Source organism: Mycobacterium sp. 94-17 (assembly GCF_035617725.1).
Classification (GTDB): Bacteria; Actinomycetota; Actinomycetes; order Mycobacteriales; family Mycobacteriaceae; genus Mycobacterium.
Genome location: NZ_JAPIYN010000009.1, coordinates 114,422 through 139,636, shown reverse-complemented (window position 1 = coordinate 139,636; position 25,215 = coordinate 114,422). Strand labels below are relative to the sequence as shown.

Here is a 25,215-nt window from a genome sequence, read left to right as displayed (position 1 = left end):
CGTCAGGTGGACAGGTGCCACACCAGCGCGGCGGCCAGCGCGCCGAGCCCGTTCAGTGACCAGTGCAACGCGATCGGCGCGATCAGGCTGCCGCTGCGCCGGCGCAGCCAGCTGAAGACGAACCCCGCGGCCCCCGTTGCCAGCACCGCCCCGATCACCCCGGCTGTCATGCCGACCAGTCCGCCGCCGAACAGCCGGGTGAAGCCCACGTTGCTGCTGGTCAGCCCCAAGGAGGTCGCGACGTGCCACAGCCCGAACAACAGCGAGCCCGCCAGCGCGACGCCGCGAAAGCCCCAGGCCCGGTTGAGCGTGCCGTGCAGGACGCCGCGAAATGCCAGTTCCTCGGGGATGACGGTCTGCAGCGGGATGACGACCATCGAGGCGATCATGGCGCCCGAGATAGTCGCGTAGCGGTTGTTCATGAACATCGGCCGGGTCTCCGGCAGCAGCACGCCCAGCGCGATCACCAACGCCACGACGGTGACGGCGGCCACGGCGTAGCCGAGACCGGGCTTCCAGTGCTCGCGGCCCAGGCCGAGGTCGACCCAGCCCAGGCCCCGGTAGCGCATCAAGACGACCAGCCCCACGGCCGCTGCCGGTACGGTGGCGATGCTCGCCCACGGGGTGGTGAAGTGCGCGATCAGGTTGGTGAGCACCAGCACCGCGACGACGACGGCGATGTCGAGGTGGATCCGGAACGGGTGCGGCGCCGCCGCAACGTGAACGTCGGCTGTCCCCGTGGCGTCAGGCATCCGGCCAGTTTACCGGCGGACTCCGGCCCGACAGGTCAGCGAGATTGCCGTCACGGTCGTGCTCGGTGCCCGACGCACGGCCGTCACGGCAATCTCGGCGCTGGATCAGTTCGACCCCCAGGTCCACCCGGAGATCCGCGGGTCGTCCTCGCCGTGCTCGCGGGTGTAGCGCCGGGCCGACAGGCGCGCGTCGACCATCCGCTGGCGTAGCTCGGCGGCCTGGCTGGCCAGCCCGTCGACCCGGTCGATCACGTCGGTCACCAGGTGGAAGCGGTCCAGGTCGTTGAGCATCACCATGTCGAACGGGGTGGTCGTGGTGCCACGCTCCTTGAACCCGCGCACGTGCATCCCGGCGTGGTTGGTGCGGCGGTAGGTGAGCCGGTGAATCAGCCACGGGTACCCGTGGTAGGCGAAGATGACCGGCTTGTCGGGGGTGAACAGGGCGTCGAACTCCTTGTCCGGCAGGCCGTGTGGATGCTCGGTCTCCGGCAGCAGGCGCATCAGGTCCACCACGTTGACCACCCGCACCTGCAACTCGGGCAGCTCGCGGCGCAGGATGTCGGCGGCGGCCAGCGTCTCCAAAGTAGGTACGTCGCCGGCGCAGGCCAGCACGACGTCGGGCTCGCCGACCGCCGTACTGGCCCACTGCCAGATTCCCAGGCCCCGCGTGCAGTGCAGGATCGCGTCGTCCACCGACAGGTAGGACAGCGCGGGCTGCTTGCCGGCGACGATCACGTTGATGTAGTCGCGGCTGCGCAGGCAGTGGTCGGCCACCGAGAGCAGCGTGTTGCCATCCGGCGGCAGGTACACCCGCACCACCTCGGCGCGTTTGTTGGCCACCAGGTCGATGAACCCGGGGTCCTGGTGAGACGCCCCGTTGTGGTCCTGGCGCCACACGTGCGAGCTCAGCAGGTAGTTCAGCGACGCGATCGGCCGCCGCCAGGGCAGCTCGCGGCTGGTGGACAACCACTTGGCGTGCTGGTTGAACATCGAGTCGACGATGTGCACGAACGCCTCGTAGCAGTTGAACAGCCCGTGCCGGCCCGTCAGCAGGTAGCCCTCCAGCCAGCCCTGGCACAGGTGCTCGGAGAGCACCTCCATCACCCGCCCGTCCGGCGCCAGGTGGGTGCCCGCGTCCACGTCGGGATCGGTCCGCGACAGCCACACCTTGTCGGTGGACTCGAAGACCGCGCTCAGCCGATTGGAGGCGGTCTCGTCGGGCCCCATCAGCCGGAAGCGGTCCAGGTTGCGCGTGATGACGTCGCGCAGGAAGGTGCCCAGCACCCGGGTGGCCTCGTGGGTCTCGGTCGCGGGCCGTTCGACGGGTACCGCGTAATCGCGGAAGTCCGGCAGGTCCAGGTCGTGCAGCAACAGCCCGCCGTTGGCGTGCGGGTTGGCGCTCATCCGCCGATCGCCTTGCGGCGCAATGTCTTTCAAGTCAGCACGCAACGCGCCGTCGGCGTCGAACAGCTCGTCGGGCCGGTAGCTGCGCAGCCACTGTTCCAGCTGGGCGCGGTGCTCGGGGTTCTCGTGCGTGCCGGCCAGCGGCACCTGGTGGGAGCGCCACGTGCCCTCGACCTGCTGACCGTCCACCACCTTCGGCCCGGTCCAGCCCTTGGGGGTGCGCAGCACGATCATCGGCCACACCGGCCGCTGGAGCTGCTCACCGGAGCGCGCGGCGGCCTGAATCGCGCCGATCGAGTCGAACGCGTCGTCCAGGGCGGTCGCCAGCTTCTGGTGCACGTCGGCGGGGTCGTCGCCCGCGACGGTGATCGGCCGGTAGCCGTAGCCGCGCATTAGCGCCTCGAGTTCGTCGTCCGGGATGCGGGCCAGCACGGTCGGGTTGGCGATCTTGTAGCCGTTGAGATGCAGGATCGGCAGCACGGCACCGTCCACGGCCGGGTTGAGAAACTTGTTGGAGTGCCAGCCGGCGGCCAGCGGGCCGGTCTCGGCCTCCCCGTCGCCGATCACGCAGGCGACCACCAGGTCGGGGTTGTCGAAGGCCGCGCCGTAGGCGTGCACCAGCGCGTAGCCGAGTTCGCCGCCCTCGTGGATCGACCCCGGCGTCTGCGCCGCGACATGGCTGGGGATGCCGCCCGGAAAGGAGAACTGCCGGAACAGCTTGCGCAGGCCCTCGGTGTCCTCCTCGATGCCGGTGTACACCTCGCTGTAGGTGCCTTCGAGGTAGGCGTTGGCCACCAGCCCGGGGCCGCCGTGCCCGGGTCCGGTGATGTAGATGACGTCGGCGTCGCGGTTGCGGATGATCCGGTTGAGGTGAACGTAGAGCAGGTTGAGTCCGGGGGTGGTGCCCCAGTGCCCCAGCAGGCGCGGTTTGACGTGCTCGGCGGCCAGCGGTTCGGCCAGCAGCGGATTGTCCAGCAGATAAATCTGGCCGACCGAGAGATAGTTCGCGGCTCGCCAGTAGGAGTCGATGAGGGCCAGTTCGTCGTCGGAAAGGATCGCGGGCGCGGATGCTGTAGCGGTTTCTGGGCTCATCAAGCCGATTGTGCGCGAAGACGGTGAACTCCGCTTTACGTGTCCTGCTCTTCGCCGCGGGCGCGGGCCTCGTAGGCACGGCGCTTTTCGACGTCGACGTCGTCGGTGAAGACGTGTTCGCCGCCCAGCAGCCGGTTCAGTCCCTCGGCGAGCCGGCGCGGCCAGAATCTCTGCGACACCACCATCGCCCCGGCCGCCTTGGTGACCCGCACCCGCGGCTTGGGATGGACCACCAGCCCGACGATCGCGTCGGCGATTTCGTTCGGTTCGGCGTTGCGGAAGCCCTTCATTCCCGGTGTGCCCGCGGCCAATTCGGTGTTCACGAAGGTCGGCAGCACCGCCGAGAAGTGCACGCCGGCCGGTCGGTATTCCAGCCGCGCCGAGTCGGTGAACGCCAGCACCGCGTGCTTGCTGGCGACGTAGCTGGCCAGTCCGACGATGTGCAGTTCCCCGGCCAGTGACGCGACGTTGATGATGTGGCCGTGCCGACGGGGCACCATGCGCTGGGCGGCCAGCTTGCTGCCCAGGATCACGCCGTAGACGTTGATGTCCAGGATCCGGCGGGTGACGGCGTCGGGTTCGTCGACGATCCGGCCGACCGGCATGATGCCGGCGTTGTTGATCAGCACGTCGATTGGCCCGAGCTGGCGCTCGACCTGGTCCAGGAAGTCCGAGAACGAGGCGGGGCCGGTGACGTCGAGCTTGCCGTAGACCTCCAGGCCGAGGTCGGCGCCGGACTCCTTGACCGTGGTCTCGTCGATGTCGCCGATCGCGACTCTGGCGCCGAGCTTGTGCAGCGCGGTCGCCGTGGCCAGCCCGATGCCCCGGGCCCCGCCGGTGATCACGATTACCTTGCCTTTTACCTGGCCGCTACCCTTCAGGCCAATCGAAGCCGTGTCTGCCATGCGGGTCCCCTCCAAGTTCTTGACGGGTGTCAACTGGACAACTGGCTAAGCACAGCACTCGACGTCGCCCCACGCAACAATCTGCGCGGCAGCAATCGCGGCGACCCGCCCATTCAGCTCAGGGCAAACCAGAGGAGGCTCGCGCCGCCGGCCAGCGCGCAGTAGATCGCGAACGGCGTCAGTGTGCGGGTCTCGAAATAGCGCGTCAGGAACCGCACCGCGAGGTACGCGCAGACGAACGAGGCGACACTGCCGGCCAGCACCTGGCCGCCGATTCCGGCGCCGAGCGGCCCGAAGAGTTCCGGGATCTTGTACACGCCCGCGGCCAGAATGATGGGCGTGGCGAGCAAGAAGGAAAACCGTGCGGCGTCTTCGTGCGACAGGCCCCGCCACAACCCGGCCACGATGGTGATCCCCGAGCGGCTGACGCCGGGCAGCAGCGCCAGTATTTGCGCCGCACCGATCGCCACACCGCGGGGCAGCGGCAGTTGCGCGAGCCGGTGGTCGGAGGCCACGCCTTTGTCGTCGGGCTCCTCGTCGGCCTGCGCGGGCTCGCCTGGTGCGGGGGCGATGCGCCGGCGGAGCACCTCGCCCGCATACAGCGCGAGGCCGTTGAGCAGCAGGAAGGCCGCCGCGGGGACGGGCTTGCCCAGGGTGGTGCGGAACAGCTGTTCCAGTGCGAGACCGGCCAGGCCCACGGGGATGGTGCCCGCCACGAGCAGCCAGGCCAGCCGTTCGTCGGGTGTCTGCATCCGCCGGTGACGTAGCGACGTGAAGAAGCCGGTCAGGATGCGCACCCAGTCACGCCAGAAGAACACCAGCAGCGCGGCGGCGGTGGCCACGTGCAGGCCCACGATGAACGCGAGATAGGGCGATTTCGGGGCGGACACGCTGAGATCCTGTGCCCACCGCCCGCCGACCAGCGCCGGCACCAGCACGGCGTGCCCCAGGCTGGAAACCGGGAACAGCTCGGTGACGCCCTGGAACGCGCCGACCACGACGGCCTCGACGTAGCTCAGGTGCGCGGTCATAGCGATGCCTCCATGAGACGACGGTTGGGGCCTGGCGGGTCGGCCTGTGACGATAGCCGACGCCGCCGCGGCACGGGCCTTCGACCGAGCGTTGCGCCGAATCAGCTTGCCCGCCTGACACTTTGGCCGTCTGCGCGGTCGATCTACGACGTGCGAGGTCGCCGCGCAGCGGCCTGACCAGGCGGGTACGGTGTCCAGATGGCCGACGGGTTGCTCGATGCCGTGCGCGTCCTCGACTTGTCCAGTGGCGTCGCCGACGCCGTCACCCGGCTGTTCGCCGACCTCGGCGCCGACGTCCTCAAGGTGGAGCCGCCGGGGGGCTGCCTGGGGCGCGATGCGCTGCCCACGCTGCGCGGGTCCGGCATTCCGTTCGCCGTGCACAACGCCAACAAGCGCAGCGCGGTGCTCGACCCGTTCGACGACGAGGATTGCGCCCGCTTCCTGGATCTGGCCGCCGAGGCCGACATCGTCGTGGACACCGGCGCCGACGAGCGCGGCGCCATGTTCGGAACCTCGGGCGAGGAGCTCGCGGGCCGCTACCCGCACCTGGTGGTGCTGTCGATCACCGACTTCGGTGCGACGGGTTCGCGATCGTCGTGGCGTGCCACCGATCCGGTGTTGTACGCGATGTGCGGTGCGCTGTCCCGCTCCGGCCCGACCACCGGCACCCCGGTCCTGCCGCCGGACGGGATCGCGTCGGCGACCGCCGCCGCCCAGGCCGCGTGGGCGGCGCTGGCGGCGTACTACAATCGATTACGTTGCGGCACAGGAGATTACATCGATTTTTCCTGGTTCGACGCCGTCGTCATGGCCCTCGATCCCGCGTTCGGCGCGCATGGGCAGGCCGCCGCGGGCGTCCGCCGCAGTGGGCGGTGGCGGGGCAGGCCGAAGAGGCAGGACGCGTACCCGATCTATCCGTGCCGGGATGGCTACGTTCGGCTGTGCGTGATGGCGCCGCGGCAGTGGCGCGGCCTGCGGCGCTGGCTGGGGGAGCCGGCGGAGTTCCAGGACCCGCAATACGACGGGATCGGTGCGCGGTTCGCGGCGTGGCCGCAGATCAGCCTGCTGATCGAGGAGTTGTTCGCCGGGCAGACCATGAAGGACTTGGTCGCTGCCGGCCAGGCCCATGGCGTTCCGATCGCCGCCGTGTTGACGCCCGCGAGAATCCTGGGGTCCGAACACTTCGAGGCGGTGGGCGCCATCACCGAGGCCGAGCTGGTGCCCGGCGTGCACACCAGCGTGCCGACCGGATATTTCGTCGTCGACGGCCGCCGCGCGGGTTTCCGGACGCCGGCGCCGGCTGCGGGCTCCGACGAACCGTATTGGCGCGGCAACCCGGCGGTGGTGCCGTCGTCGTCCGGTCGGCTCGGCGACTATCCCTTCGCCGGGCTGCGGATTCTCGATCTGGGCGTCATCGTCGCCGGTGGCGAGCTGAGCCGCCTGTTCGGCGACCTGGGCGCCGATGTCATCAAAGTCGAAAGCGTCGATTACCCGGACGGACTGCGCCAGGCCCCGGTCGGCGCGGCCATGAGCGAGTCCTTCGCCTGGACGCACCGCAACAACCGGGGTTTCGGACTGGACCTGCGTAGCGCCGAGGGCAAGAAGGTCTTTGGCCGTCTGGTCGCCGAGGCCGACGCAGTGTTCGCCAATTTCAAGCCGGGCACCCTTGCCGCACTGGGCTTTTCCTACGACGAGCTGCGCGCCCTCAACCCGCGCATTGTGCTGGCGGAAAGCAGCGCGTTCGGCGACACGGGGCCGTGGAGCGCGCGGCTGGGCTATGGCCCGCTGGTCCGCGCCACCACCGGCGTCACCCGGCTGTGGACGTCCGGCGCGGAGGACGAAACCGGCACGGGGCACGGGTTTTACGACGCGACGACGGTCTTTCCCGACCACGTGGTGGGGCGGGTCACCGCGATCGGGGCGCTGGCCGCGCTGATCCACCGCGGCCGGGCCGGCCGGGGCGCCCACGTGCACATCTCGCAGGCCGAAGTCGTGGTCAACCAGCTCGACACGCTGTACGTCACCGAGGCCGCGCTGGCCGCCGGCGTCGCACAGATCCGCGAGGACACCAGCCTGCACGCGGTCTACCCATGCGCGGGCGACGACGAATGGTGCGTCGTCTCGATCCGTTCCGACGACGAATGGCGCCGCGCGACTTGGGTTTTCGATCATGACGGATGGGCCGACGACCCGCGCTTCGCCACCGGCGAGGCGCGGCTGGCCCATCGCGGCGAGCTGGTGGAGCTGGTCTCCGGCTGGACGCGCACCCGCACGCCGCTGCGGGCGGCCGAACTGCTGCAGGCCGCCGGCGTCCCGGCGGGCCCGATGAACCGGCCCCCGGACGTACTCGAGGACCCGCAGCTGGTCGCACGACACGTCTACAGCCCCATGGCGCATCCGCTGATCGATAATCCGTTGCCGGCCGAGACGGGCCCGGCGCCGTTTCGGCACATTCCGGCGGCCCGGCACGCGCCTGCGCCGCTGCCAGGCCAGGACACCGTGGAGATCTGCCGAACCGTGCTCGGCATGAACCCCGCGGACATCCAGCGGCTGATCGACGACGGAGTGCTGTCCGTCCCGGCCGGGACGTCGCGACCGTAAGATCCATAGCCACGCTAAATTCGTTCCCATGAGCGTCGACCCCAGGACCCCGGTGTTGATCGGCTACGGGCAGGTCAACCATCGCGACGAGATCGATCCGGACGGCCGCTCGGTCGAGCCCATGGACCTGATGGTTGCCGCGGCCGAGCAAGCCGCCGATGCCGCGGTGATCGCGGCGGTGGATTCCATCCGCATCGTGAACATCCTGTCCGCCCAGTACCGCGATCCGGGTCTGCTGCTCGGCCAGCGCATCGGCGCCTCCGACTTCGGCACGCGGTACAGCCCCGTCGGCGGCAACGTGCCGCAGTCGCTGGTCAACCAGGCCTGCCTGGACATCCAGCGGGGCCATGTCCGGGCTGTGCTGCTGGCCGGCGCCGAAACCTGGCGCACCCGGCGGGGACTGCGGGCCCGGGGCGGCAGGCTGGCGTGGACCGAGCAGGACGCGTCGGTCCCGATGGCCGAGGTCAGCGGCGACGACGTCCCGATGGCCGGCGACGCCGAGATCAGGATCTCCCTGGACCGTCCGGCCTACGTCTACCCGATGTTCGAGGAGGCGCTTCGGGTCGCGAACGGCGAGTCGATCGACGATCACCTCAAGCGCATCGGCGCGCTGTGGGCACGGTTCAACGCCGTGGCCGTGGACAATCCAAACGCCTGGATCCACACGCCGCTGGACGCCGACGACATCAGCCGGCCGGGCCCGCAGAACCGGATGATCAGCTGGCCGTACACCAAGCTGATGAACTCGAACAACATGGTCGACCAGGGCGCGGCGCTGGTGCTGACCTCGGTCGGGGAGGCGACGCGGCTGGGCGTCCCGCCGCAGCGATGGGTGTTCCCGCACGCGGGCACCGACGCCCACGACACCCCGTCCATCGCCGAGCGCCACGAACTGCACCGCTCGACGGCGATCCGGATCGCCGGTGCGCGGGCGCTGGAACTGGCCGGCCTGGGGATCGACGACATCGATTACGTCGACCTGTATTCCTGTTTCCCGTCCGCCGTTCAGGTTGCCGCGGCCGAGCTCGGCCTGAGCCTCGGCGATCCCCGGCGCCCGCTGACGGTGACCGGTGGGCTTACGTTCGCGGGCGGGCCGTGGAGCAACTACGTCATGCATTCGATTGCCACGATGGCGGAGTTGCTGGTGGCGAATCCCGGCCGGCGCGGGCTGATCACCGCCAACGGCGGCTACCTGACCAAACACAGCTTCGGGGTCTACAGCACCGAGCCGCCGGCCGAATTCCGGTGGGAGGACACCCAGGCCGCCGTCGATCGGGAGCCGACGACGCGCGCCGTGGTGGGGTGGGCGGGCAACGGCACCGTCGAGGCCTGGACGACGCCGTTCGATCGCGACGGCAGACCCGAGAAGGCCTTTCTGGCGGTGCGCACGCCCGATGGCGCTCGTGCGCTGGCCGTAGTCACCGATGGCGCCGGGGCGCAGGCGTCCGTGCGTGACGACATCGGTGGCGCCACGGTTGCCGTCGCCGCGGACGGCAGCGCGACGCTGCGCTAGCGTCGGCCCAGCTCATTACGAGAGGTCACCGAAGCGTTACCAGGCATTCGGTCGCGTGGCCCGTGCCTATTTGCCTATTGTTGAGTGTTGGGTGTTGACGGTCGGGGGAGGTGAGCCCAGGTGCACATCCTGGTTACCGACGCCACCGGCGCACTCGGCCGGCTGGTCGCCGGGCAGCTCGCCGCTGCTGGCCACACCGTCACGGGCATTGCTGAGCTTGCCCATCCGTGCCTGGACCGCAACGTCAGCTTTGTTTGCGCGCCGCTGCGCGACCGGGTGCTGCGCGAGCTGACCGACGAAGCCGATGCCGTCATCCACCTGGCCCCCATCGACCCCACCGCTCCCGGCAGCGCGGGCATGGACGGCCTGGCGCGCGTCACCGATGCCGCCGCGCGCTCCGGTTCCCGGCTGCTGTTCGTGTCGCAGGCCGCCGGCCGGCCCGAGCTGTATCGGCCGGCCGAGGACCTGGTTTCCTCGAGCTGGGGGCCCAGCGTGGTCGTCCGCATAGCGCCACCGGTGGGTCGTCAACTGGACTGGATGGTGTGCCGCACGGTGGCCACCCTGGCGCGCGCCAAGGTATCGGCGCAGCCCATGCGCGTGCTGCATCTCGATGACCTGATGCGATTCCTGGTCGCGGCGCTCAACACCGACCGCACCGGCGCCGTCGACCTCGCCAGCCCGGACACCGTCAACCTGGTCACCGCGTGGCGGGTGTTGCGAGCCACCGACCCGCGGTCAAGGCCGCACCGGGTGCGCAGCTGGGCGCAGCTGATTCCGGATATGAATGTTACTGCAGCACAAGAGGATTGGTTGTTCGAGTTCGGCTGGCACGCGCTCGACGCGGTCGCCGACACCGCGCGCGGGCTGGCCGGCCGCCGACTCGACACCGCAGGCGCGACCAACCATGGCGGCCGGCTCGCGCTGCCGGTCGAGGTGCTGGCACACCCACCCTGGCCGGCCGACGACGCGCACAGCGCGGCACCGGAAGGCATCGAGGGCGAGTTCGACGACCAGATCGATGCACGCTTTCCCGTCTTCAGCGGCTCCGCCCTCGACGTGGCGCTGCCCGGACCGCTCACCCCGATCACACTGGACGTCCAGCTCAGCGGGCTGCGCGCCGCCGGCCGCGTGCTGGGTCAGGCGCTCGCGCTGGGCGGCGTGGTCGACGGGGAATGGGACAGCAGGGCCATCGCGGTGTTCGGTCATCGTCCCTACGTCGGGGTGTCGGTCAACATGGTCGCCGCCTCGCAGCTGCCCGGGTGGGACCAGGAGGCCGTCGTCCGCGACGCGCTGGTGGGCCGGCCGCACGTCGGAGACCCGCTGCCGTTCGGTGAGCCGGCGTTGGCGGTCGGGGCGCTCGGCTCGGTCGCCAAGGCGGTGGCCGCGGGACGATCGGTGGCGCTGCTGCGCCACCTGCGCGCCGACACCCGCGCGTACGCCGCCGCCGCGACCGCCGAGCACCTGGACGCCGCCCAATTGACGTTGCTGCCCGAGGCGGCGCTGGAAGTTCGGCTGCGGCTGCTGCGTGACCGCATTCATCAAGGCTGGATCCTCAACGCGCTGTGGTTGATCGACGCGGGCATCAGCGCCGCGGCGCCGGTGCGAGGCCAGACGCGCCGCAGTGTTCCCGGGGTGGGCATGATCACCGACAGCGACCTCGTCGCCGCGGAAATCGCCGAGTTGGCGGCCGCGCTGCGGGCCGACCCGCCGCTGTGCGCGCTGGCGGCGGAGGGCAACCTCGCCAGCATTCGCGCGTTGTCGCCGAAGACAGCCAACCTGCTCGACGCCGCCGTCGCGCGGATCGGCCACCGCGGCCCGGGGGAGGCCGAGTTCGCCCGCCCGACCTTCGCCGACGACCCGACGATGTTGCTGATCGCCGCCGCGCAGCCCGCGCCGGTGCTCACGCGGGACGAGCGGTCGGCCGCGGGTGCGTCGCGGGAGGTGGCCCACGACACCACGATGCGGTTCACGCACGAGTTCCGAATGACGTTGCGCGCCTTGGGATATCTGCGTGTCGAGGCGGATCTGATCGACGACGTCGACGACATGTACTACTTGACGTGCAACGAACTGGTCACCCTACCCGGCGATGCGCGGCTGCGGATCAAGCGCCGCCGCACCGAACGGGAACGGTTACAGGTGCAATGCCCGCCCGACGTCATCGACGGCGCGTGGGCTCCGGTGCGGCGCAGCGCCGACGAGCACACCGTCTGACGACTCAGCCGAGCAGACCGGCCAGCGGCGACTGCCGATCGCACAACGTGTCGACGTCGACCGGGGCCCGGGACCGGATCAGCGCTTTGACATCGTCGAGCACGTCCCAGACATTGACGTTCATTCCGGCCAGCACCCGGTCGTCGGCGTCGAGCCAGAACGCGATGAATTCACGCCCCGCGACGTCACCGCGGAACACCACCCGCGCGAAGCCGGGCGCGTACCCGACGTATTCCATGCCGAGGTCGTACTGATCGGTGAAGAAGTACGGCAGCTCCGCGTATTCGCCTGGGGTGCCGAGCATCCCGGCCACCGCCACCGCCGGCTGCTTGAGCGCATTGGCCCAGTGCTCGGTGCGGATCCGGGTGCCCAGGAGCGGGTGTTCGGCCGCGGCGATGTCGCCGACGGCGTAGATGTCGGGGTCGCTGGTGCGCAACGAGGCATCGACCAGCACCCCGCCGTCGCCCGTGGCCAGGCCGGCCTGTTCGGCGAGTTCGGTGTTCGGCTTGGCGCCGACGGCCACCAGCACGGCGTCGGCCGCGATCGTCGCCCCGTCGCGAGTCCGCAGACCTCTCGCCGCTCGGTCCTGTCGGGTGATCTCCTCGACCTGGGTCTCGAGTCGCAGATCCACGCCGTGCTCGCGATGCAGGGCGGCGAATATTTCGCCGACCGATTCCCCCAGGGCGGCCTGCAGCGGTTGTCTGGCCGCCTCGACCACGGTGACCTCGACGCCGCGCTGACGGGCCGCGGCGGCCACTTCCAGCCCGATCCACCCGGCACCCACGACGGCCAGCGAATCCCCTTCGGTGAGAACGGATTTCAACGCCACCGCGTCTTCGTAGGTGCGCAGATAGTGGACCCCGCCGGATTCCGAGCCCGGGATCGGCGGACGGCGCGAGGCCGAGCCGGTCGCCAGTAGCAGTTTGTCGTAACCGATGGTGGTGCCGTCGGCAAGCCCCACGGTGTGGCCGGCGGCGTCCAGGGTGGTGACCGGGGTGCTCAACCGTAGGTCGACGTTGTTGTCCCGGTACCAGCCTGAGTTCTGCACCGTGAAATCGGTCAGCGACTTCTTGCCCGCCAGATACTCCTTCGACAGCGGGGGCCGCTCGTAGGGCAGCCGCTCCTCATCGGCGAATACGGTGATATGCCCGCCGAAGCTGTTGTCCCGCAGCGCTTCTACGGCCTTGGCCGCCGCGAGTCCGCCGCCGACGATGACGAAGCTGGTCGAGCCGGCCATGATGGGTGCCCCGTTCTTCCTCGAAGATTCCAGCCTACTCGTGCGGGCTCAACGCAGGAGCTTGCGCAAGGCCAGGGCGTTGCGGACCGCATGGCCGCCGAGGTCATTGTTGAAATACATCCACACGTCGATCCCGTCGCTGTCCCACTGGCCGATCCGGTCGGCCCAGCGGCGCAGGTCGTTCTCGGAATAGGACCCGGCGTAATCGGCTTGTGGATCCGGGCCGTGCATGCGGATGTACACCAGGTCGGTGGTCGCCCGGGGGATGCACTGCAGGCCGAGTCCGCTGGTCACCACATAGGCGGCGCGCCGGCGTTCCAGCAACTCGAACACGGCGGGGTCATTCCACGACGGGTGCCGCAATTCGACGGCGACGCGGATCGATTCGGGCATGAGGGTCAGAAACGAATCCAGGCGGGCGTCGTCGCGCTCCTGTTCTGGGTGCAACTGCACGAGCAGCACCCCGCGCCGATCACCGAGCAGCCGCCACCAACGTTCGAACCGTTCGATCCACGGCTCGGGTGAGGCAAGCCGGCGGTAGTGCGTCAATCCGCGATGTGCCTTGACTGACATGGTGCAGCCCTCCGGCAGCTGCCGGCGCCAGCCCGTGAAGGTCGAATCCCGGGGCCATCGGTAGAAACTCGCGTTCAGCTCGACGGTGTCGAACACCTCCAGGTAGCACGCCAGCCGGCGTGCCGGGCGGGTACAGCACGTTCGTCCAGTGGTGGTACGACCACCCCGATGTACCGATGCGTATCGTCACAGGTCGCTCAGCCGGCCACCCGCGCACGCATATCGTCATCCAGCGACACCCTGATCAGTGCGGCGGCTAGCCGCGCATTAGCCGGCGGCGCAAGCGATCCCAGCTTGGCCGGTTGGGCGGGCAATCCCAGTCGCTTGGCGGTGGCGGTGGCGCGGCCATCGAAGTACGGCCGCACCCACATCCACACGTCTTGAACCTCGCGCAGGTAGATGTCGGCGCCGGTGTCGCCGATTCCCTTGAACTCCTTGAGCATTCGTTTGGCCGCCGTCGGGTTGTGCCGGCTGCGATCGGCCAGCCGGCGTAGATCATCGGAGTATTCGTCGCGAACGCGCTCGGCCATCTCGGCGAGCCGGGTCGCAGAGCTCTCGTCGTAGCGCACGTAGTGCGCCCGCCCGAACGCGTCGATCATGGTGCGGCGGTCGGCCTCCCGCACGGCTTTGGGTGTCCGCAGGCCGGCTTTGAACAGTTCCCGCGCGGCGGCCATGGCGATGTCGGCGTCGATCGGCTTGCTGGCCAGCATGCACAGGACCAGCAGCTGAAACAGTGGCATAGGCGTGTCGCGCATCGTGATGCGCGCCTGCGCCGCGTAGGTGGTACCGGCGACGTCGAGCAGTCTTCGCACCCGCTTGTCCATGGGCACCCGCGTACCCACGCCCCTCGGGAGCAAACCCGGACGCAATGGGTGGCGGATGCGCTCACCGTGGCGGCCGGCCCAGGGTGACTGGCATTCGCCTAAAACCTCACCGTGTAACGCGCGCGCCGGTCATTTGGGCGGCAGGCTGCGCGCGTGGTCCACACCGCGCTGCACCCAGCCCTGTAACTGTCGTTTGGTGGCGATGCCGGCGGAGTCCACTCGAAGCCACCCGCGAACGTCGCGGCCGCCCATCACCATGGGGTGGACGTGCGCGCGCTGCAGCAATGCGTCGAGGTCGTCCGCCGGGATCCGCACCAACATCCCGCCCTGGCCGCTGGCGGCCACCGATATGTTCCCGTTGATCAGGAAGGCCAGACCGCCGAACATGCGCTTCTCCTCGACACCGGGCTCGGTGCCGAGGAGCTCGCGGATCCGGTTCGCCAGGTCCTCGTCGTAAGCCATCAGTCCAGATCGACGCGGACCGTCAGCAGGTCGCTGCCCATCAGGCGCACCACGGCGCTGTTCATTCGCGGCAGCTTGCCCAGGCGCTGCGCGGCGTCGTCGTCGGGCAACAGGTGAGCGGTCCCGTTACGCCACCGGCCGCCGACCCGCACCCGGACAGCCGGGTTGGCCTTGATGTTGCGGACGTAGTCCGAGTGTTCACCGTGTTCGGAGACCATCCAGAACTGGTTGTCCACGACGCGCCCGCCCACCGCGGTACGGCGCGGTTGCCCGCTCTTGCGGCCGATGGTCTCGAGCATGGTCACCGGCAACTGACGACCGATCGGATTGACGACGAACCGTTGCACGCGATGGACGAGCCGCCTCTTCAGAGTCACGGTTCCATTTAACGCCGCGCACGCCGGCCGCGCTCAGGCAGCTTTCCCGGCCGTGGTCTCTGAGGGCTCGAGCGCCTGCGCGACGATCTCGGCGACGTCGGTCATGGGTTTGACCGTCAGCGTCTCGAGCACCTCGGCCGGCACGTCGTCCAGGTCGGGCTCGTTGCGCGCCGGGATGAAAACCGTTGACAGGCCGGCGCGTTGGGCGGCAAGCAGTTTCTGCTTGACCCCACCGATCGGCAACACCCGGCCGTTCAGCGTGACCTCGCCGGTCATACCGACGTCGGAGCGCACCTGGCGCCCGGTGGCCATCGACACCAGCGCGGTCACCATCGTGACACCGGCCGACGGACCGTCCTTGGGCACCGCGCCGGCCGGCACGTGCACGTGGATGCGCCGGTCCAACGCCTTGGGGTCGACACCCAGTTCGACGGCGTGCGAGCGGACGTAGGACAGCGCGATCTGCGCCGATTCCTTCATCACGTCGCCCAGCTGACCGGTGAGCTGCAAGGACCCATCACCTGGCTTATCTGATCCAGCCGCGCCCGCTTCGATGTAGAGCACATCGCCGCCCAGTCCGGTGACGGCCAGGCCGGTGGCCACCCCGGGCACCGCGGTGCGTTCGGCCGACTCGGGAGTGAACCGGGGACGACCCAAGTACCCGACCAGATCGGGCTCGTCGATCGTCACCGGATCCTGCGCGATCTTGGTGGTCACCTTGCGCAGCGCCTTGGCCAGCAGCCGCTCCAACTGCCGAACCCCCGGCTCTCGGGTGTAGTCGGCGGCGATCTTGCGCAGCGCGGCGTCGGTGACCGTGACCTCGTCGTCGCCCAGCGCCGCGCGCTCGCGCTGCCTCGGCAGCAGGTAGTCGCGGGCGATGGCCACCTTGTCGTCCTCGGTGTAGCCGTCGATGGTCACCAGCTCCATGCGGTCCAGCAACGCCGACGGGATGTTCTCGATCACGTTGGCGGTGGCCAGGAACATCACATCGGACAGGTCCAGGTCCATATCCAGGTAGTGGTCGCGGAACGTGTGGTTCTGCGCCGGGTCGAGCACCTCCAGCAGCGCCGCACTCGGGTCGCCGCGATAGTCGGAGCCGACCTTGTCGATCTCATCAAGCAGCACAACGGGATTCATCGATCCCGCTTCACCGATCGCACGCACGATCCGGCCCGGCAACGCACCCACATAGGTGCGCCGGTGCCCGCGGATCTCGGCCTCGTCGCGCACACCGCCCAGAGCGACGCGCACGAACTTGCGGCCCAGCGCGCGGGCCACGCTCTCACCCAGCGAGGTCTTGCCCACGCCCGGCGGACCGGCCAGCACCATCACCGCGCCGGAGCCCCGGCCGCCGACGACCTGCAGGCTGCGCTGGGCGCGGCGGGCCCGCACGGCCAGATACTCGACGATGCGGTCCTTCACGTCGTCCAGACCGTGGTGGTCGGCGTCCAGGATCTCCCGGGCGGCGCCCAGGTCCGTCGAGTCCTCCGTCCGCACGTTCCATGGCAACTCCAGCACGGTGTCCAGCCAGGTGCGGATCCACCCGCTTTCCGGGCTCTGGTCGCCGGCGCGTTCCAGTTTGCCGACCTCGCGCAGCGCGGCCTCGCGCACCTTCTCGGGCAGTTCGGCGGCCTCGACCCGGGCCCGATAGTCGTCAGACCCGTCGGGTTCACCCTCGCCCAGTTCCTTGCGGATGGCAGCGAGCTGTTGGCGCAGCAGGAACTCCTTCTGCGTCTTCTCCATGCCGTCGCGCACGTCCTCGGCGATCTTGTCGTTGACCTCGACCTCGGCCAAATGCGCGCCGGTCCAGTCGATCAGCACGCGCAACCGTTCGGCGACATCGACGGTCTCCAGCAGCCGGCGCTTCTGCACATCGGTCAGATAGGACGCGTAGCCGGACGTGTCCGCCAGGGCGGACGGGTCGGTCAGGCTGTTGACGTAGTCGACGATCTGCCACGCCTCGCGGCGCTGCAGCATGGCCAGCAGCAGCTTCTTGTACTCGGCCGTCAGCGCTTTGATTTCGTCGGTCGTCTCGGTCTCGGGGACCTCGGTCACCTCGACCCACAGCGCCGCGCCGGGTCCGGACGCTCCGGCGCCGATCTGGGCCCGCCGCTCGCCGCGCACCACCGCGGCCGTGCCGCCCCCGGCGATACGCCCGACCTGCAGGATTTTCGCGATGACGCCGTGCGACGGGTAGCGGTCCTCGAGGCGCGGAGCGATCAACAGCTGCCCGGATTCGCTCGCCTGAGCGGCGTCGATCGCCGCGCGGGCGGCGTCGTCCAGGGCGATCGGCACCACCATCCCCGGCAGCACGATGGTGTCGGTGACAAACAGCACCGGCACAGACTTGGCTTCAGCCATCAAGTCCTCCAAAAGTTGAGTCTGATGCGCTTAACCCACCCGGGCGCCGCTTTGTTCCCGGGATACCCGGGTTAGCCGAGTGTGCGGCCAGCTTCACATTGGGCCACGAGTGTGCGGCGAGCGTCACACTCGTGACGAACGGCGCTGTTGAGCGCGCGTCATGAATCGATGGGCGCCAGCCGCTGCAGCTGCGTGACGTGCCGGGGCGACAGCTCTTCGAGACAGGTGACGCCGAGCAGCGCCATGGTGCGCAGGATCCCGCCGGCGAGGACGTCGATGGCGCGGCTCACCCCGGCCTCCCCGCCGGCCATCAGGCCGTACAGGTACGCCCGCCCGACGAGCGTGCAGCGGGCCCCCAGCGCTATCGCGGCGACGATGTCGGCGCCCGACATGATGCCGGTGTCGACCAGGATCTCGGTGTGCTTCCCGAGCTCGCGCGCGACAGTGGGCAGCAGATGAAAGGGCACCGGGGCCCGGTCTAGTTGGCGCCCACCATGATTGGACAACACGATGCCGTCGACACCGCGGTCGACGACGGCGCGCGCATCCTCGAGCGTCTGGATCCCCTTCACCACCAGCTTCCCGGGCCACTGCGCCTTGATCCACTCCAGGTCGTCGAAGGTGAGGCTGGGATCGAACATCGTGCTCAGGTACTCGGCGACAGTGCCCGGCCAGCGATCCAGCGACGCGAATGCCAGCGGCTCGGTGGTCAGCAGGTCGAACCACCATTTCGGGTGCGGCACGGCGTCGAGCACGGTGCGCAGCGTCAGGGTCGGCGGGATCGTCATGCCGTTGCGGTTGTCGCGGAGCCGGGCACCGGAGACCGGAACGTCGACGGTGGCCAGCAAGGTGTCGAAGCCCGCGGCGGCGGCGCGCCGCACCAGCGCCATCGAGCGCTCGCGATCCCGCCACATGTAGAGCTGGAACCACTTGCGGCCCTGGGGAACGGCGGCAACCAGGTCTTCGATCGCGCAGGTGCCCAGGGTGGACAGAGAGAACGGGATGCCCGCCTTGGCCGCCGCCTGCGCGCCGGCGATCTCGCCTTCGGTGTGCATCAACCGAGTGAAGCCGGTGGGGGCGATTCCGAACGGCAGGGCCACCGGCTGGCCCAGCACGTTCCAGCCCGCGGTGACATTGCTGACGTCACGCAGGATCGTCGGATGAAACTCGATGTCGCGGAACGCTTGTCGCGCGCGTGCGATGGACAGCTCGTCTTCGGCGGCGCCGTCGGTGTAGTCGAACGCCGCCCTGGGGGTGCGGCGCTTGGCGATGGCGCGCAGATCCTCGATGCTGTGGGCCGCGTCGAGGCGGCGCTGAGTCGCGTTGAACCGGGGCCGCTTGAAGTGCATCAGCGGTGCGAGATCGCGGACTTTGGGCACTCGCCGTCGAACTGCCATGTATGCAACCGTAGTCATATGCAATCGGCAGGCGACCCCTTCGATCTCAAACGTTTTGTGCAGGCGCAGGAACCGGTGTACGCCGATGTCGTCGACGAACTGCGCGCCGGACGCAAGCGCAGCCACTGGATATGGTTCGTCTTTCCGCAGCTGCGCGGGCTGGGCGGCAGCGCCATGGCGGCCCGTTTCGGCATCGACTCGCTCGACGAAGCCGCCGCATATCTGCAGCACGAGCTCCTGGGCCCGCGGCTGCGTGAGTGCGCGCGGCTGGTCACCGCGGTGCAGGGGCGATCGGTCGGCCAGATCTTCGGCTCGCCGGACGATCTCAAGCTGTGCTCGTCGATGACGCTGTTCGCCCGCGCCACCGAGGACAACCAGGACTTCATCGCGGTGCTGGACAAGTACTACGACGGCCGCCAGGACCCGCTGACGTTGCAGCGGCTGACGACGCCTTAGGCCGGGCTCAGGATCCGCCAGCCCCCGGCCTCGACGGTGACCGTGTCGACGACGTGCTGCGGCGGGGCCGCCGATCCGCCGATCACCACTGCGCGGGCGGTGCCCAGCTCCGGCAGCGAGACACGCAGTGGCTCGTCGTCGATGTTGAGCACCACCAGCAGGGCATCGTCGCCGTTGCGCGTCTCGTACACGTAATGCCGGTTTTGCAGCAGCCGTGCGGTGGTGACTGCCGCGTGCAGCCACGGGTAGCGGCGCCGCAGGCCGATCAGATACTGGTGCAGCCGCCAGGTCTCGACGCCGGCGTCGTCGAGTGACACTGGGGGAGAACCGAACTCGGGTCGTACCGCGTCGTCGCCGCCGTACCGTTCTTCCTTGACGCCCCGGAACCCCAGCTCGTCGCCGGCGTACACGCTGGGCACCCCGCCGACAGTCAGCAGCAGCACCAGCGCATGGGCCACGCGCTCGGGCGCGCCCAGTCGGCTGGCGATGCGGGTGACGTCGTGGTTGCCGACGAACGTCAGCGGCGCGAAGGCGGTCAAGAAGTCGTTGTGGCGCTGCAGCGCCCAATCCAGTTCGAAGAAGTTGCCGTCGTTGAGGCTGCTCCAGATCGCCTTCCACAGCTCGTACTGCGTGGCGGAGTCGAAGGTGGCCTCCCGAACGACCGCGGCGTAGTCGCCGTGGATGAGTTCGCCGACGAACCAGGCGTCCGGGTGACGTTCCCGTACCCTGGGCAAGGTCACGGCCCAGAAGCGTTGCGGCACTGCGTAAGCCGCATCGAGGCGCCAGCCGTCGGCGCCGCGCCCCAACCAGTGCGCCATCACGTCGACGACGTAGTCGGCGACCTCGGGGTTGTCGTGGTTGAGGGTGATCAGCCCGGAGTGTCCTTCGAAGGTGTCGAAGCGGCCGCGACGTCCACGAAACCAGCGCGCGGCGGCGTCGTCATGGGCCGCGTCGCGGTAGCGTGCAAAATCCTGCCCGACGTGATTGAACACCCCGTCGAGCAGGACCCGCAGCCCGCGGCGATGCGCCTCGGCCACGAGGTGGTCGAAGTCGGCGTCGTCACCCAGCCGGGGATCGATGCGGTAGTGGTCGGTCGTGTCGTAACCGTGTGTGCGCGAGGCGAATACCGGACCCAGCGCAATGCCCGATGCCCCGAGTTCGATGGCATGCTCGAGCCAGTCGACGAGCCGCCGCAACCGGTGCTCATCCGGTTGCGGCGGCTCGTGCGACTGCTGCTCGTCGGGGTCGGCCGTGGGGAATGCTCCCACGAACCCCAGCGGGTAGACCTGCCACCAGATCGCGTGCCGAACCCAGGCGGGTTCGGTCACGGCGCTATTCACGGCGCTGGTCACCAAGGCGTTCAGCCGACGGTTGCCAGCGCCTGGGAGGCGATGAGCGCTTGTGCCACACCGGAAATGATCGCCGCGGCCTTCAGCGCCTCCTGGATGGTTTCCCGGCTGACCCCGGCTTCACGCAACGTGTGCTCGTGAGCGGCCACGCAGTCGGGACATCCGTTGATCGACGAGACCGCGAATGACCACAGCTCGAAATTCGCCTTCTCGACACCGGGGTTGGCGATGATGTTCATCCGCAGCCCCGCGCGCAGGTCGTCGTACTTCCCGTCCAAAAAGCCACGGCCACGGTAGAACACGTTGTTCATGCCCATGATCGACGCGGCCCCGAGGGCCGCGTTGTACGCGTCGGCGGACAGGACGTCGGCCGCCTCGGCGCCAATCTCGGCGAGCACCTGCGTGTTCCGGGTCGCCGCGGCGCCCGCCAGCAGGGTGCCCCACAGCTGCTCCTCGTTGAGCTCGGTCGTGCGCGTGATCGAGCCGAGGTTGAGCTTGAGGTCCTTGGCGTACTCCGGCAGCGCTTCTTTGAGGTTTTCTACGCTCATCTCGCCTCCTTGTCAGACCTTATGCGATGTCAGACCTTATGCGATCAGGCCCGGAATCAGGCCGACTGCTTGAGCAGTTCGGCGGCGTCCAGCGTGGGATCGCCCTTGCGCCAGTTGCACGCGCACAACTCGTCGGACTGCAGTGCGTCCAGGACGCGCAGCACTTCCTCGACGTTGCGGCCCACGGAACCCGCGGTGACCGAGACGAACTGGATCTCGTTGTTCGGGTCGACGAGGAAGGTCGCTCGGTCCGCCACGCCGTCCGCGTTGAGCACACCGGTACCCAAGCTCAGCTCCCGCTTGATGTCCGAGAGCATCGGGAAGGGCAGCTTCTTCAGGTCCTCGTGCTGTGCACGCCAATTGAAGTGCACGAACTCGCTGTCGATCGACACGCCTAGCACCTGCGCGTCGCGATCTTCGAATTCGTCGTTGAGCTTGCCGAAGGCGGCAATCTCGGTCGGGCACACGAAGGTGAAGTCCTTCGGCCAGAAGAACACCACGCGCCACTTACCCGCGTGGTCCTCGTTGGTGATTGTGGTGAAGTAGTCCCCAGGCTGCTTGGCGTCGACCTTGGACAGATCGCCCGCGATCAGCGCAGTGAGCTCGTAGGCGGGGAACTGGTCGCCGATGGTCAGCAGAGGCATATCGCTCCTTGTCTGGATTCGTTCAAGATTAGGATTTCTTCCACCATGGTGCCGTGCGACCGAGTTGAAGTAAAGGTGATATTTCCCACTAGACTTATCGGTATGTCCGATAAGAGTTATCAACCGACCATCGCCGGCCTGCGCGCCTTCGTCGCGGTTGCCGAGAAGCGTCAATTCAGCAGTGCAGCAACCCTTCTCGGGGTAAGCCAGTCAACGTTGTCGCAGGCGCTGGCGGCGTTGGAAGCCGGGTTGGGCACCCAGCTGGTGGAACGCTCTACCCGGCGCGTCTTTTTGACAACGGAGGGCAGGCAACTGCTGTCGCGCGCCCAGGCCGTCGTCGAAGCGGCGGACGCGTTCAGCGCCGCGGCCGCAGGTTCGTCCGACCCGCTGCGGGCCGGTATGCGGCTGGGTCTGATACCCACGGTGGCGCCCTATGTGCTGCCGACGGTGCTGGCCGGCGTTGCCGAGCAACTGCCGGAGCTGAAGCTGCGGGTGACCGAAGACCAGACCGAACGGCTATTGGCGGTGTTGCGGGAGGGCGCGCTGGACGCGGCCCTGATCGCCCTGCCCGCCGAGGGGTCCGGCCTCACCGCGATCCCGATCTATGACGAGGATTTCGTACTGGTCCTGCCTCCGGACCATCCGTTGGCAGGCAAGCGCCGGGTGCCGGCCACCGCCCTGGCCGACCTGCCGCTGCTGTTGCTGGATGAGGGCCACTGCCTGCGCGACCAGGCACTCGACGTCTGCCATAAGGCGGGTGTGCGAGCGGAGCTGGCCAATACCCGGGCGGCGTCGCTGGCCACCGCCGTGCAATGCGTGACCGGTGGCCTGGGCGTCACGCTCATTCCACAGAGCGCGGTTCCGGTCGAGGCCTCCCGAAGCCGCCTGGGCCTCGCGCAGTTCGCCGCACCCCGCCCGGGCAGGCGGATCGGTTTGGTTTTCCGATCGTCGAGCGGGCGCGACGAGTCCTACCGCCGGCTGGCCGGGCTCATCGGCGAATTGATCAGCAGCCAGCACCCGGTACGGCTGGTGAAGTAACCGCGCGCCGACTGTAGGTTCTGCGTATGGAGAAGGTCATCGCCGTGCTGAGGCGTGCCGAGCCGGATGACGCGTGGTGCGCCCGGCAACGCGGCCACGTCGCCGACGCGTTGCTGCAACTGGGCGTCGCCGGGCTGCAGATGAACGTTCGTGACAGCGCCGTGCGTCATTCGCTGATGACACTGACGACGTTGGATCCGCCGGTGGCCGCGGTGGTGAGCATGTGGACGCAGCAATGCTACGGCGACCAGACGACTGCGGCACTCAGATTTCTCGCCCAGGAATGTGAGCAGCTGGCCGCGTACCTGGTGACCGAATCGGTCCCACTGAGCGCCCCCGCCGTCGAGTCCGCTGCTCGCACACCGGGTTTGGCCAACATCGCACTGCTGCGCCGGCCCGACGGCATGGATCAGCCAACCTGGCTGAACCGTTGGCAGCGTGACCACACGTCGGTAGCCATCGAAACGCAGTCGACGTTCGGTTACACCCAGAATTGGGTGGTGCGCGCGCTCACCCCGGATGCACCGGGAATCTCCGGCATCGTCGAGGAGTTGTTCCCGCAGGAGGCCATCACCGACCTCAAGGCTTTCTTCGGAGCCACCGATGACGACGACCTACAGGACCGATTGGGCCGAATGGTCGCCAGCACAACTGCATTCGGTGCCAACGAGAACATCGACACCGTGCCAACCAGCCGGTACGTATTCGAGACACCGTTCCGGGATTGAGGACCGCTCATGACAACACTCGACGAGGCAGTCGCGCTGGCCAAGGGAGAAAGCGGCCTGGCGGTGATATCGACCGTTCGCGCCGACGGGACGGTGCAGGCTTCGCTGGTCAACGTGGGCTTGCTGGCGCACCCTTCGAATGGCGACCAAGTGCTCGGCTTTACCACGTACGGGAGAGTCAAGCTGGCCAACCTGCGTGCCCGGCCGCAGCTGGCGGTGACTCTCCGCAACGGATGGCAGTGGGCGACCGTCGAGGGCCGCGCCGAACTGGTCGGCCCAGACGATGAGCAGCCCTGGCTGACCGAAGCGGATCAGCTGCGGTTGCTGCTCCGCGAGGTGTTCACCGCCGCGGGCGGCACCCACGACAACTGGGACGAGTACGACCGGGTGATGGCTTCCGAGCGGCGCGCCGTGGCGCTGATCGCCCCAACCCGCGTCTACAGCAACGGCTAGCCTCGTTAGGCTGCTGGCGTGACGCTGCAGATCGATGACGAAAAGCGGGTGCGCACCCTCACGCTGAATCGGCCCGAGGCGCTCAACGCGTTCAACGAGGCCCTCTACGACGCCACGGCCGAGGCGCTGCTCGCCGCCGCCGACGATCCCGAGGTGGCCGTCGTGCTGCTCACCGGCGCGGGTCGCGGCTTCAGCGCCGGCACCGATCTGGCCGAGATGCAGGCCCGGATCACCGACCCCGGCTTCACCCCGGGTAAGCACGGCTTCACCGGACTCATCAACGCGCTCAGCGCGTTTCCCAAGCCGCTGATCTGCGCGGTGAACGGCGTCGGCGTCGGAATCGGCGCCACCATCCTCGGCTACGCCGATCTTGCGTTCATGTCGTCGACCGCCCGCCTGAAATGCCCGTTCACCAGCTTGGGCGTGGCGCCCGAAGCGGCTTCGTCATACCTGCTGCCCCAGCTGGTGGGCCGGCAGAACGCGGCCTGGCTGTTGATGTCGTCGGAGTGGGTCGGCGCCGACGAGGCGTTGCGCATGGGCCTGGTCTGGCGCGTCTGCGAACCCGACGAGCTGTTGGCAGAGGCCCGCCGCCACGCCGAAATCCTTGCCTCCCGGCCTATCTCGAGCCTGATGGCGGTCAAGCACACGATGATGGAGCCGGTCCGCCCGGAGATCGTGGCCGCCACCGCACGGGAAAACGCGCACTTCGCCGAGCTCATGGGCGCGCAGGCCAATGCGGATGCCCTGGCCGCCTTCAACAAAAGCTGACGCGACGAAAACTGACTCAACGAAAACTGACGCGACAAAGCTGATAACAAGCGCTGACGCGGGAGCTAAGCGGACTGCGCCGTCTCCAACTCCGCCGACGCGGCGAGGATGGCACGCAACGTGCGCCGGCAGCGGCCGCAGTCACCGCCGGCCCCGCACGCGGCGGCGATCTCTTTGGAGGTCGACGCGCCCTGCGCGACGACATCGCTCACGGTCTGGGTGGTGGCCCCGACACACAGGCACACGTACATCAGCGCACCTCCCGCACGTCGGCATCCCTTCGTCGAAAACCCGGCCCACTTGTTAGCGGAGTCTAACCTAAGTTCGTTAGCGAAGTCTAACCTAATTAAGGGTCTGCTTACCCTCTTCAGCCGCCAGTGAGCGCAGCCAAACCTTGCTAGAACAATGCCCGCGGGCGTGGCAAAGTGCTGCTAGAGCCCGGGTTTGTGCGCTCCAGCCCAGCGCACCCCCCGCGGCCACACAAGACA

22 protein-coding genes and 1 pseudogene are annotated in these 25,215 nt (G+C 68.7%); 8 read left to right on the top strand and 15 right to left on the bottom strand.

All coding sequences use genetic code 11. The features are described from left to right. Positions 1-2: 2 nt before the first annotated feature. The 4 genes from OQ789_RS13005 to OQ789_RS12990 all read right to left on the bottom strand — a co-directional run bounded on the left by OQ789_RS13005 (position 3) and on the right by OQ789_RS12990 (position 5,184). Positions 3-752 carry a CPBP family intramembrane glutamic endopeptidase gene (locus OQ789_RS13005; protein ID WP_324686267.1) on the bottom strand — a complete coding sequence of 250 codons (750 nt, stop codon included), beginning with the start codon at positions 750-752 and terminating at the stop codon, positions 3-5. 105 nt (positions 753-857) lie between these two features. After that, the gene (locus OQ789_RS13000) at positions 858-3,248 is read right to left on the bottom strand and encodes a phosphoketolase family protein (RefSeq protein WP_324686265.1); all 2,391 of its coding nucleotides are present in this window, start codon (positions 3,246-3,248) and stop codon (positions 858-860) included. 35 nt (positions 3,249-3,283) lie between these two features. Then, the gene (locus OQ789_RS12995; RefSeq protein WP_324686263.1) at positions 3,284-4,153 is read right to left on the bottom strand and encodes an SDR family oxidoreductase; all 870 of its coding nucleotides are present in this window, start codon (positions 4,151-4,153) and stop codon (positions 3,284-3,286) included. Between the two features lie 113 nt (positions 4,154-4,266). Beyond that, positions 4,267-5,184: an undecaprenyl-diphosphate phosphatase gene (locus tag OQ789_RS12990; RefSeq protein ID WP_324686262.1), complete on the bottom strand. Its 918-nt coding sequence runs from the start codon at positions 5,182-5,184 to the stop codon at positions 4,267-4,269. 198 nt (positions 5,185-5,382) lie between these two features. Here OQ789_RS12990 and OQ789_RS12985 point away from each other — a divergent pair, with 198 nt between their 5' ends. From OQ789_RS12985 to OQ789_RS12975, 3 genes are all read left to right on the top strand, one after another. After that, positions 5,383-7,785: a CoA transferase gene (locus OQ789_RS12985; protein WP_324686261.1), complete on the top strand. Its 2,403-nt coding sequence runs from the start codon at positions 5,383-5,385 to the stop codon at positions 7,783-7,785. A gap of 28 nt (positions 7,786-7,813) precedes the next feature. Then, a complete protein-coding gene (locus OQ789_RS12980; protein WP_324686259.1) occupies positions 7,814-9,298 on the top strand; it encodes an acetyl-CoA acetyltransferase in 1,485 nt (494 codons plus the stop codon). A 120-nt stretch (positions 9,299-9,418) separates the two neighbouring features. Next, positions 9,419-11,512 carry an NAD-dependent epimerase/dehydratase family protein gene (locus OQ789_RS12975; RefSeq protein ID WP_324686258.1) on the top strand — a complete coding sequence of 698 codons (2,094 nt, stop codon included), beginning with the start codon at positions 9,419-9,421 and terminating at the stop codon, positions 11,510-11,512. Between the two features lie 4 nt (positions 11,513-11,516). Here the strand turns inward: OQ789_RS12975 and OQ789_RS12970 are convergent, their stop codons facing one another. From OQ789_RS12970 to OQ789_RS12940, 7 genes and pseudogenes are all read right to left on the bottom strand, one after another. Further along, on the bottom strand, positions 11,517-12,749 hold the full coding sequence (locus tag OQ789_RS12970; protein WP_324686257.1) for an NAD(P)/FAD-dependent oxidoreductase: 1,233 nt from the start codon (positions 12,747-12,749) through the stop codon (positions 11,517-11,519). Between the two features lie 48 nt (positions 12,750-12,797). Then, positions 12,798-13,512, bottom strand: a pseudogene (locus tag OQ789_RS12965) (DUF72 domain-containing protein). 7 nt (positions 13,513-13,519) lie between these two features. After that, the gene (locus OQ789_RS12960; RefSeq protein ID WP_324686256.1) at positions 13,520-14,146 is read right to left on the bottom strand and encodes an endonuclease; all 627 of its coding nucleotides are present in this window, start codon (positions 14,144-14,146) and stop codon (positions 13,520-13,522) included. Between the two features lie 129 nt (positions 14,147-14,275). Further along, a complete protein-coding gene (locus OQ789_RS12955) occupies positions 14,276-14,608 on the bottom strand; it encodes a TfoX/Sxy family protein (RefSeq protein WP_324686255.1) in 333 nt (110 codons plus the stop codon). Further along, positions 14,608-14,985 carry a nitroreductase family deazaflavin-dependent oxidoreductase gene (locus tag OQ789_RS12950; RefSeq protein WP_324686254.1) on the bottom strand — a complete coding sequence of 126 codons (378 nt, stop codon included), beginning with the start codon at positions 14,983-14,985 and terminating at the stop codon, positions 14,608-14,610. The genes OQ789_RS12955 and OQ789_RS12950 overlap by 1 nt, the downstream gene beginning before the upstream one ends. 33 nt (positions 14,986-15,018) lie before the next feature. Further along, entirely contained in the window at positions 15,019-17,346 is a 2,328-nt protein-coding gene (gene lon / locus OQ789_RS12945) for an endopeptidase La (RefSeq protein WP_324686253.1), read from the bottom strand. A 158-nt stretch (positions 17,347-17,504) separates the two neighbouring features. Further along, a complete protein-coding gene (locus OQ789_RS12940) occupies positions 17,505-18,743 on the bottom strand; it encodes an alpha-hydroxy acid oxidase (RefSeq protein WP_324686252.1) in 1,239 nt (412 codons plus the stop codon). Between the two features lie 18 nt (positions 18,744-18,761). On the opposite strand from OQ789_RS12940, the gene OQ789_RS12935 reads away from it, so the two are divergent. Beyond that, positions 18,762-19,199, top strand: coding sequence for a DUF1810 domain-containing protein (locus OQ789_RS12935; protein ID WP_324686250.1), 438 nt, complete (start codon positions 18,762-18,764; stop codon positions 19,197-19,199). Here the strand turns inward: OQ789_RS12935 and OQ789_RS12930 are convergent. From OQ789_RS12930 to OQ789_RS12920, 3 genes are read right to left on the bottom strand one after another with little or no spacing between them, the layout of a single operon-like run. Further along, positions 19,196-20,539 carry an alpha-amylase family protein gene (locus tag OQ789_RS12930; protein WP_324686371.1) on the bottom strand — a complete coding sequence of 448 codons (1,344 nt, stop codon included), beginning with the start codon at positions 20,537-20,539 and terminating at the stop codon, positions 19,196-19,198. The genes OQ789_RS12935 and OQ789_RS12930 overlap by 4 nt on opposite strands. Before the next feature lie 20 nt (positions 20,540-20,559). Further along, positions 20,560-21,096 carry an alkyl hydroperoxide reductase gene (locus OQ789_RS12925; RefSeq protein WP_324686248.1) on the bottom strand — a complete coding sequence of 179 codons (537 nt, stop codon included), beginning with the start codon at positions 21,094-21,096 and terminating at the stop codon, positions 20,560-20,562. A 56-nt stretch (positions 21,097-21,152) separates the two neighbouring features. Beyond that, positions 21,153-21,740, bottom strand: coding sequence for a peroxiredoxin (locus OQ789_RS12920; RefSeq protein WP_324686246.1), 588 nt, complete (start codon positions 21,738-21,740; stop codon positions 21,153-21,155). Between the two features lie 102 nt (positions 21,741-21,842). On the opposite strand from OQ789_RS12920, the gene OQ789_RS12915 reads away from it, so the two are divergent. Genes OQ789_RS12915 through OQ789_RS12900 form a run of 4 tightly spaced genes read left to right on the top strand, consistent with a single transcriptional unit; the run spans position 21,843 to position 24,727 of the window. Further along, complete coding sequence (locus OQ789_RS12915) at positions 21,843-22,778, top strand: hydrogen peroxide-inducible genes activator (protein ID WP_324686245.1); 936 nt, start codon at positions 21,843-21,845, stop codon at positions 22,776-22,778. Between the two features lie 26 nt (positions 22,779-22,804). Continuing rightward, positions 22,805-23,506: a hypothetical protein gene (locus OQ789_RS12910; RefSeq protein ID WP_324686244.1), complete on the top strand. Its 702-nt coding sequence runs from the start codon at positions 22,805-22,807 to the stop codon at positions 23,504-23,506. A 9-nt stretch (positions 23,507-23,515) separates the two neighbouring features. Then, positions 23,516-23,959, top strand: coding sequence for a PPOX class F420-dependent oxidoreductase (locus OQ789_RS12905; protein WP_324686243.1), 444 nt, complete (start codon positions 23,516-23,518; stop codon positions 23,957-23,959). 18 nt (positions 23,960-23,977) lie between these two features. Next, positions 23,978-24,727 (top strand): enoyl-CoA hydratase/isomerase family protein, encoded by a 750-nt coding sequence (locus OQ789_RS12900; protein WP_324686242.1) that lies wholly within the window; start codon positions 23,978-23,980, stop codon positions 24,725-24,727. Positions 24,728-24,792: 65 nt separating this feature from the next. Here the strand turns inward: OQ789_RS12900 and OQ789_RS12895 are convergent, their stop codons facing one another. Next, entirely contained in the window at positions 24,793-24,978 is a 186-nt protein-coding gene (locus OQ789_RS12895) for a (2Fe-2S)-binding protein (RefSeq protein WP_324686240.1), read from the bottom strand. Positions 24,979-25,215 lie beyond the last annotated feature (237 nt).

Bases quoted from the DNA above. Each gene is read 5' to 3' on its own strand.
- OQ789_RS12910 (WP_324686244.1), top strand. From the start codon at position 22,805: ATGGAGAAGGTCATCGCCGTGCTGAGGCGTGCCGAGCCGGATGACGCG.
- OQ789_RS13005 (WP_324686267.1), bottom strand. From the start codon at position 752: ATGCCTGACGCCACGGGGACAGCCGACGTTCACGTTGCGGCGGCGCCG.
- OQ789_RS12980 (WP_324686259.1), top strand. From the start codon at position 7,814: ATGAGCGTCGACCCCAGGACCCCGGTGTTGATCGGCTACGGGCAGGTC.
- OQ789_RS12915 (WP_324686245.1), top strand. From the start codon at position 21,843: ATGTCCGATAAGAGTTATCAACCGACCATCGCCGGCCTGCGCGCCTTC.
- OQ789_RS12925 (WP_324686248.1), bottom strand. From the start codon at position 21,096: ATGAGCGTAGAAAACCTCAAAGAAGCGCTGCCGGAGTACGCCAAGGAC.
- OQ789_RS12935 (WP_324686250.1), top strand. From the start codon at position 18,762: ATGCAATCGGCAGGCGACCCCTTCGATCTCAAACGTTTTGTGCAGGCG.
- OQ789_RS12960 (WP_324686256.1), bottom strand. From the start codon at position 14,146: ATGGACAAGCGGGTGCGAAGACTGCTCGACGTCGCCGGTACCACCTAC.
- OQ789_RS12995 (WP_324686263.1), bottom strand. From the start codon at position 4,153: ATGGCAGACACGGCTTCGATTGGCCTGAAGGGTAGCGGCCAGGTAAAA.
- OQ789_RS13000 (WP_324686265.1), bottom strand. From the start codon at position 3,248: ATGAGCCCAGAAACCGCTACAGCATCCGCGCCCGCGATCCTTTCCGAC.
- OQ789_RS12955 (WP_324686255.1), bottom strand. From the start codon at position 14,608: ATGGCTTACGACGAGGACCTGGCGAACCGGATCCGCGAGCTCCTCGGC.
- OQ789_RS12990 (WP_324686262.1), bottom strand. From the start codon at position 5,184: ATGACCGCGCACCTGAGCTACGTCGAGGCCGTCGTGGTCGGCGCGTTC.
- OQ789_RS12985 (WP_324686261.1), top strand. From the start codon at position 5,383: ATGGCCGACGGGTTGCTCGATGCCGTGCGCGTCCTCGACTTGTCCAGT.
- OQ789_RS12940 (WP_324686252.1), bottom strand. From the start codon at position 18,743: ATGGCAGTTCGACGGCGAGTGCCCAAAGTCCGCGATCTCGCACCGCTG.
- OQ789_RS12970 (WP_324686257.1), bottom strand. From the start codon at position 12,749: ATGGCCGGCTCGACCAGCTTCGTCATCGTCGGCGGCGGACTCGCGGCG.
- lon (WP_324686253.1), bottom strand. From the start codon at position 17,346: ATGGCTGAAGCCAAGTCTGTGCCGGTGCTGTTTGTCACCGACACCATC.
- OQ789_RS12895 (WP_324686240.1), bottom strand. From the start codon at position 24,978: ATGTACGTGTGCCTGTGTGTCGGGGCCACCACCCAGACCGTGAGCGAT.
- OQ789_RS12905 (WP_324686243.1), top strand. From the start codon at position 23,516: ATGACAACACTCGACGAGGCAGTCGCGCTGGCCAAGGGAGAAAGCGGC.
- OQ789_RS12920 (WP_324686246.1), bottom strand. From the start codon at position 21,740: ATGCCTCTGCTGACCATCGGCGACCAGTTCCCCGCCTACGAGCTCACT.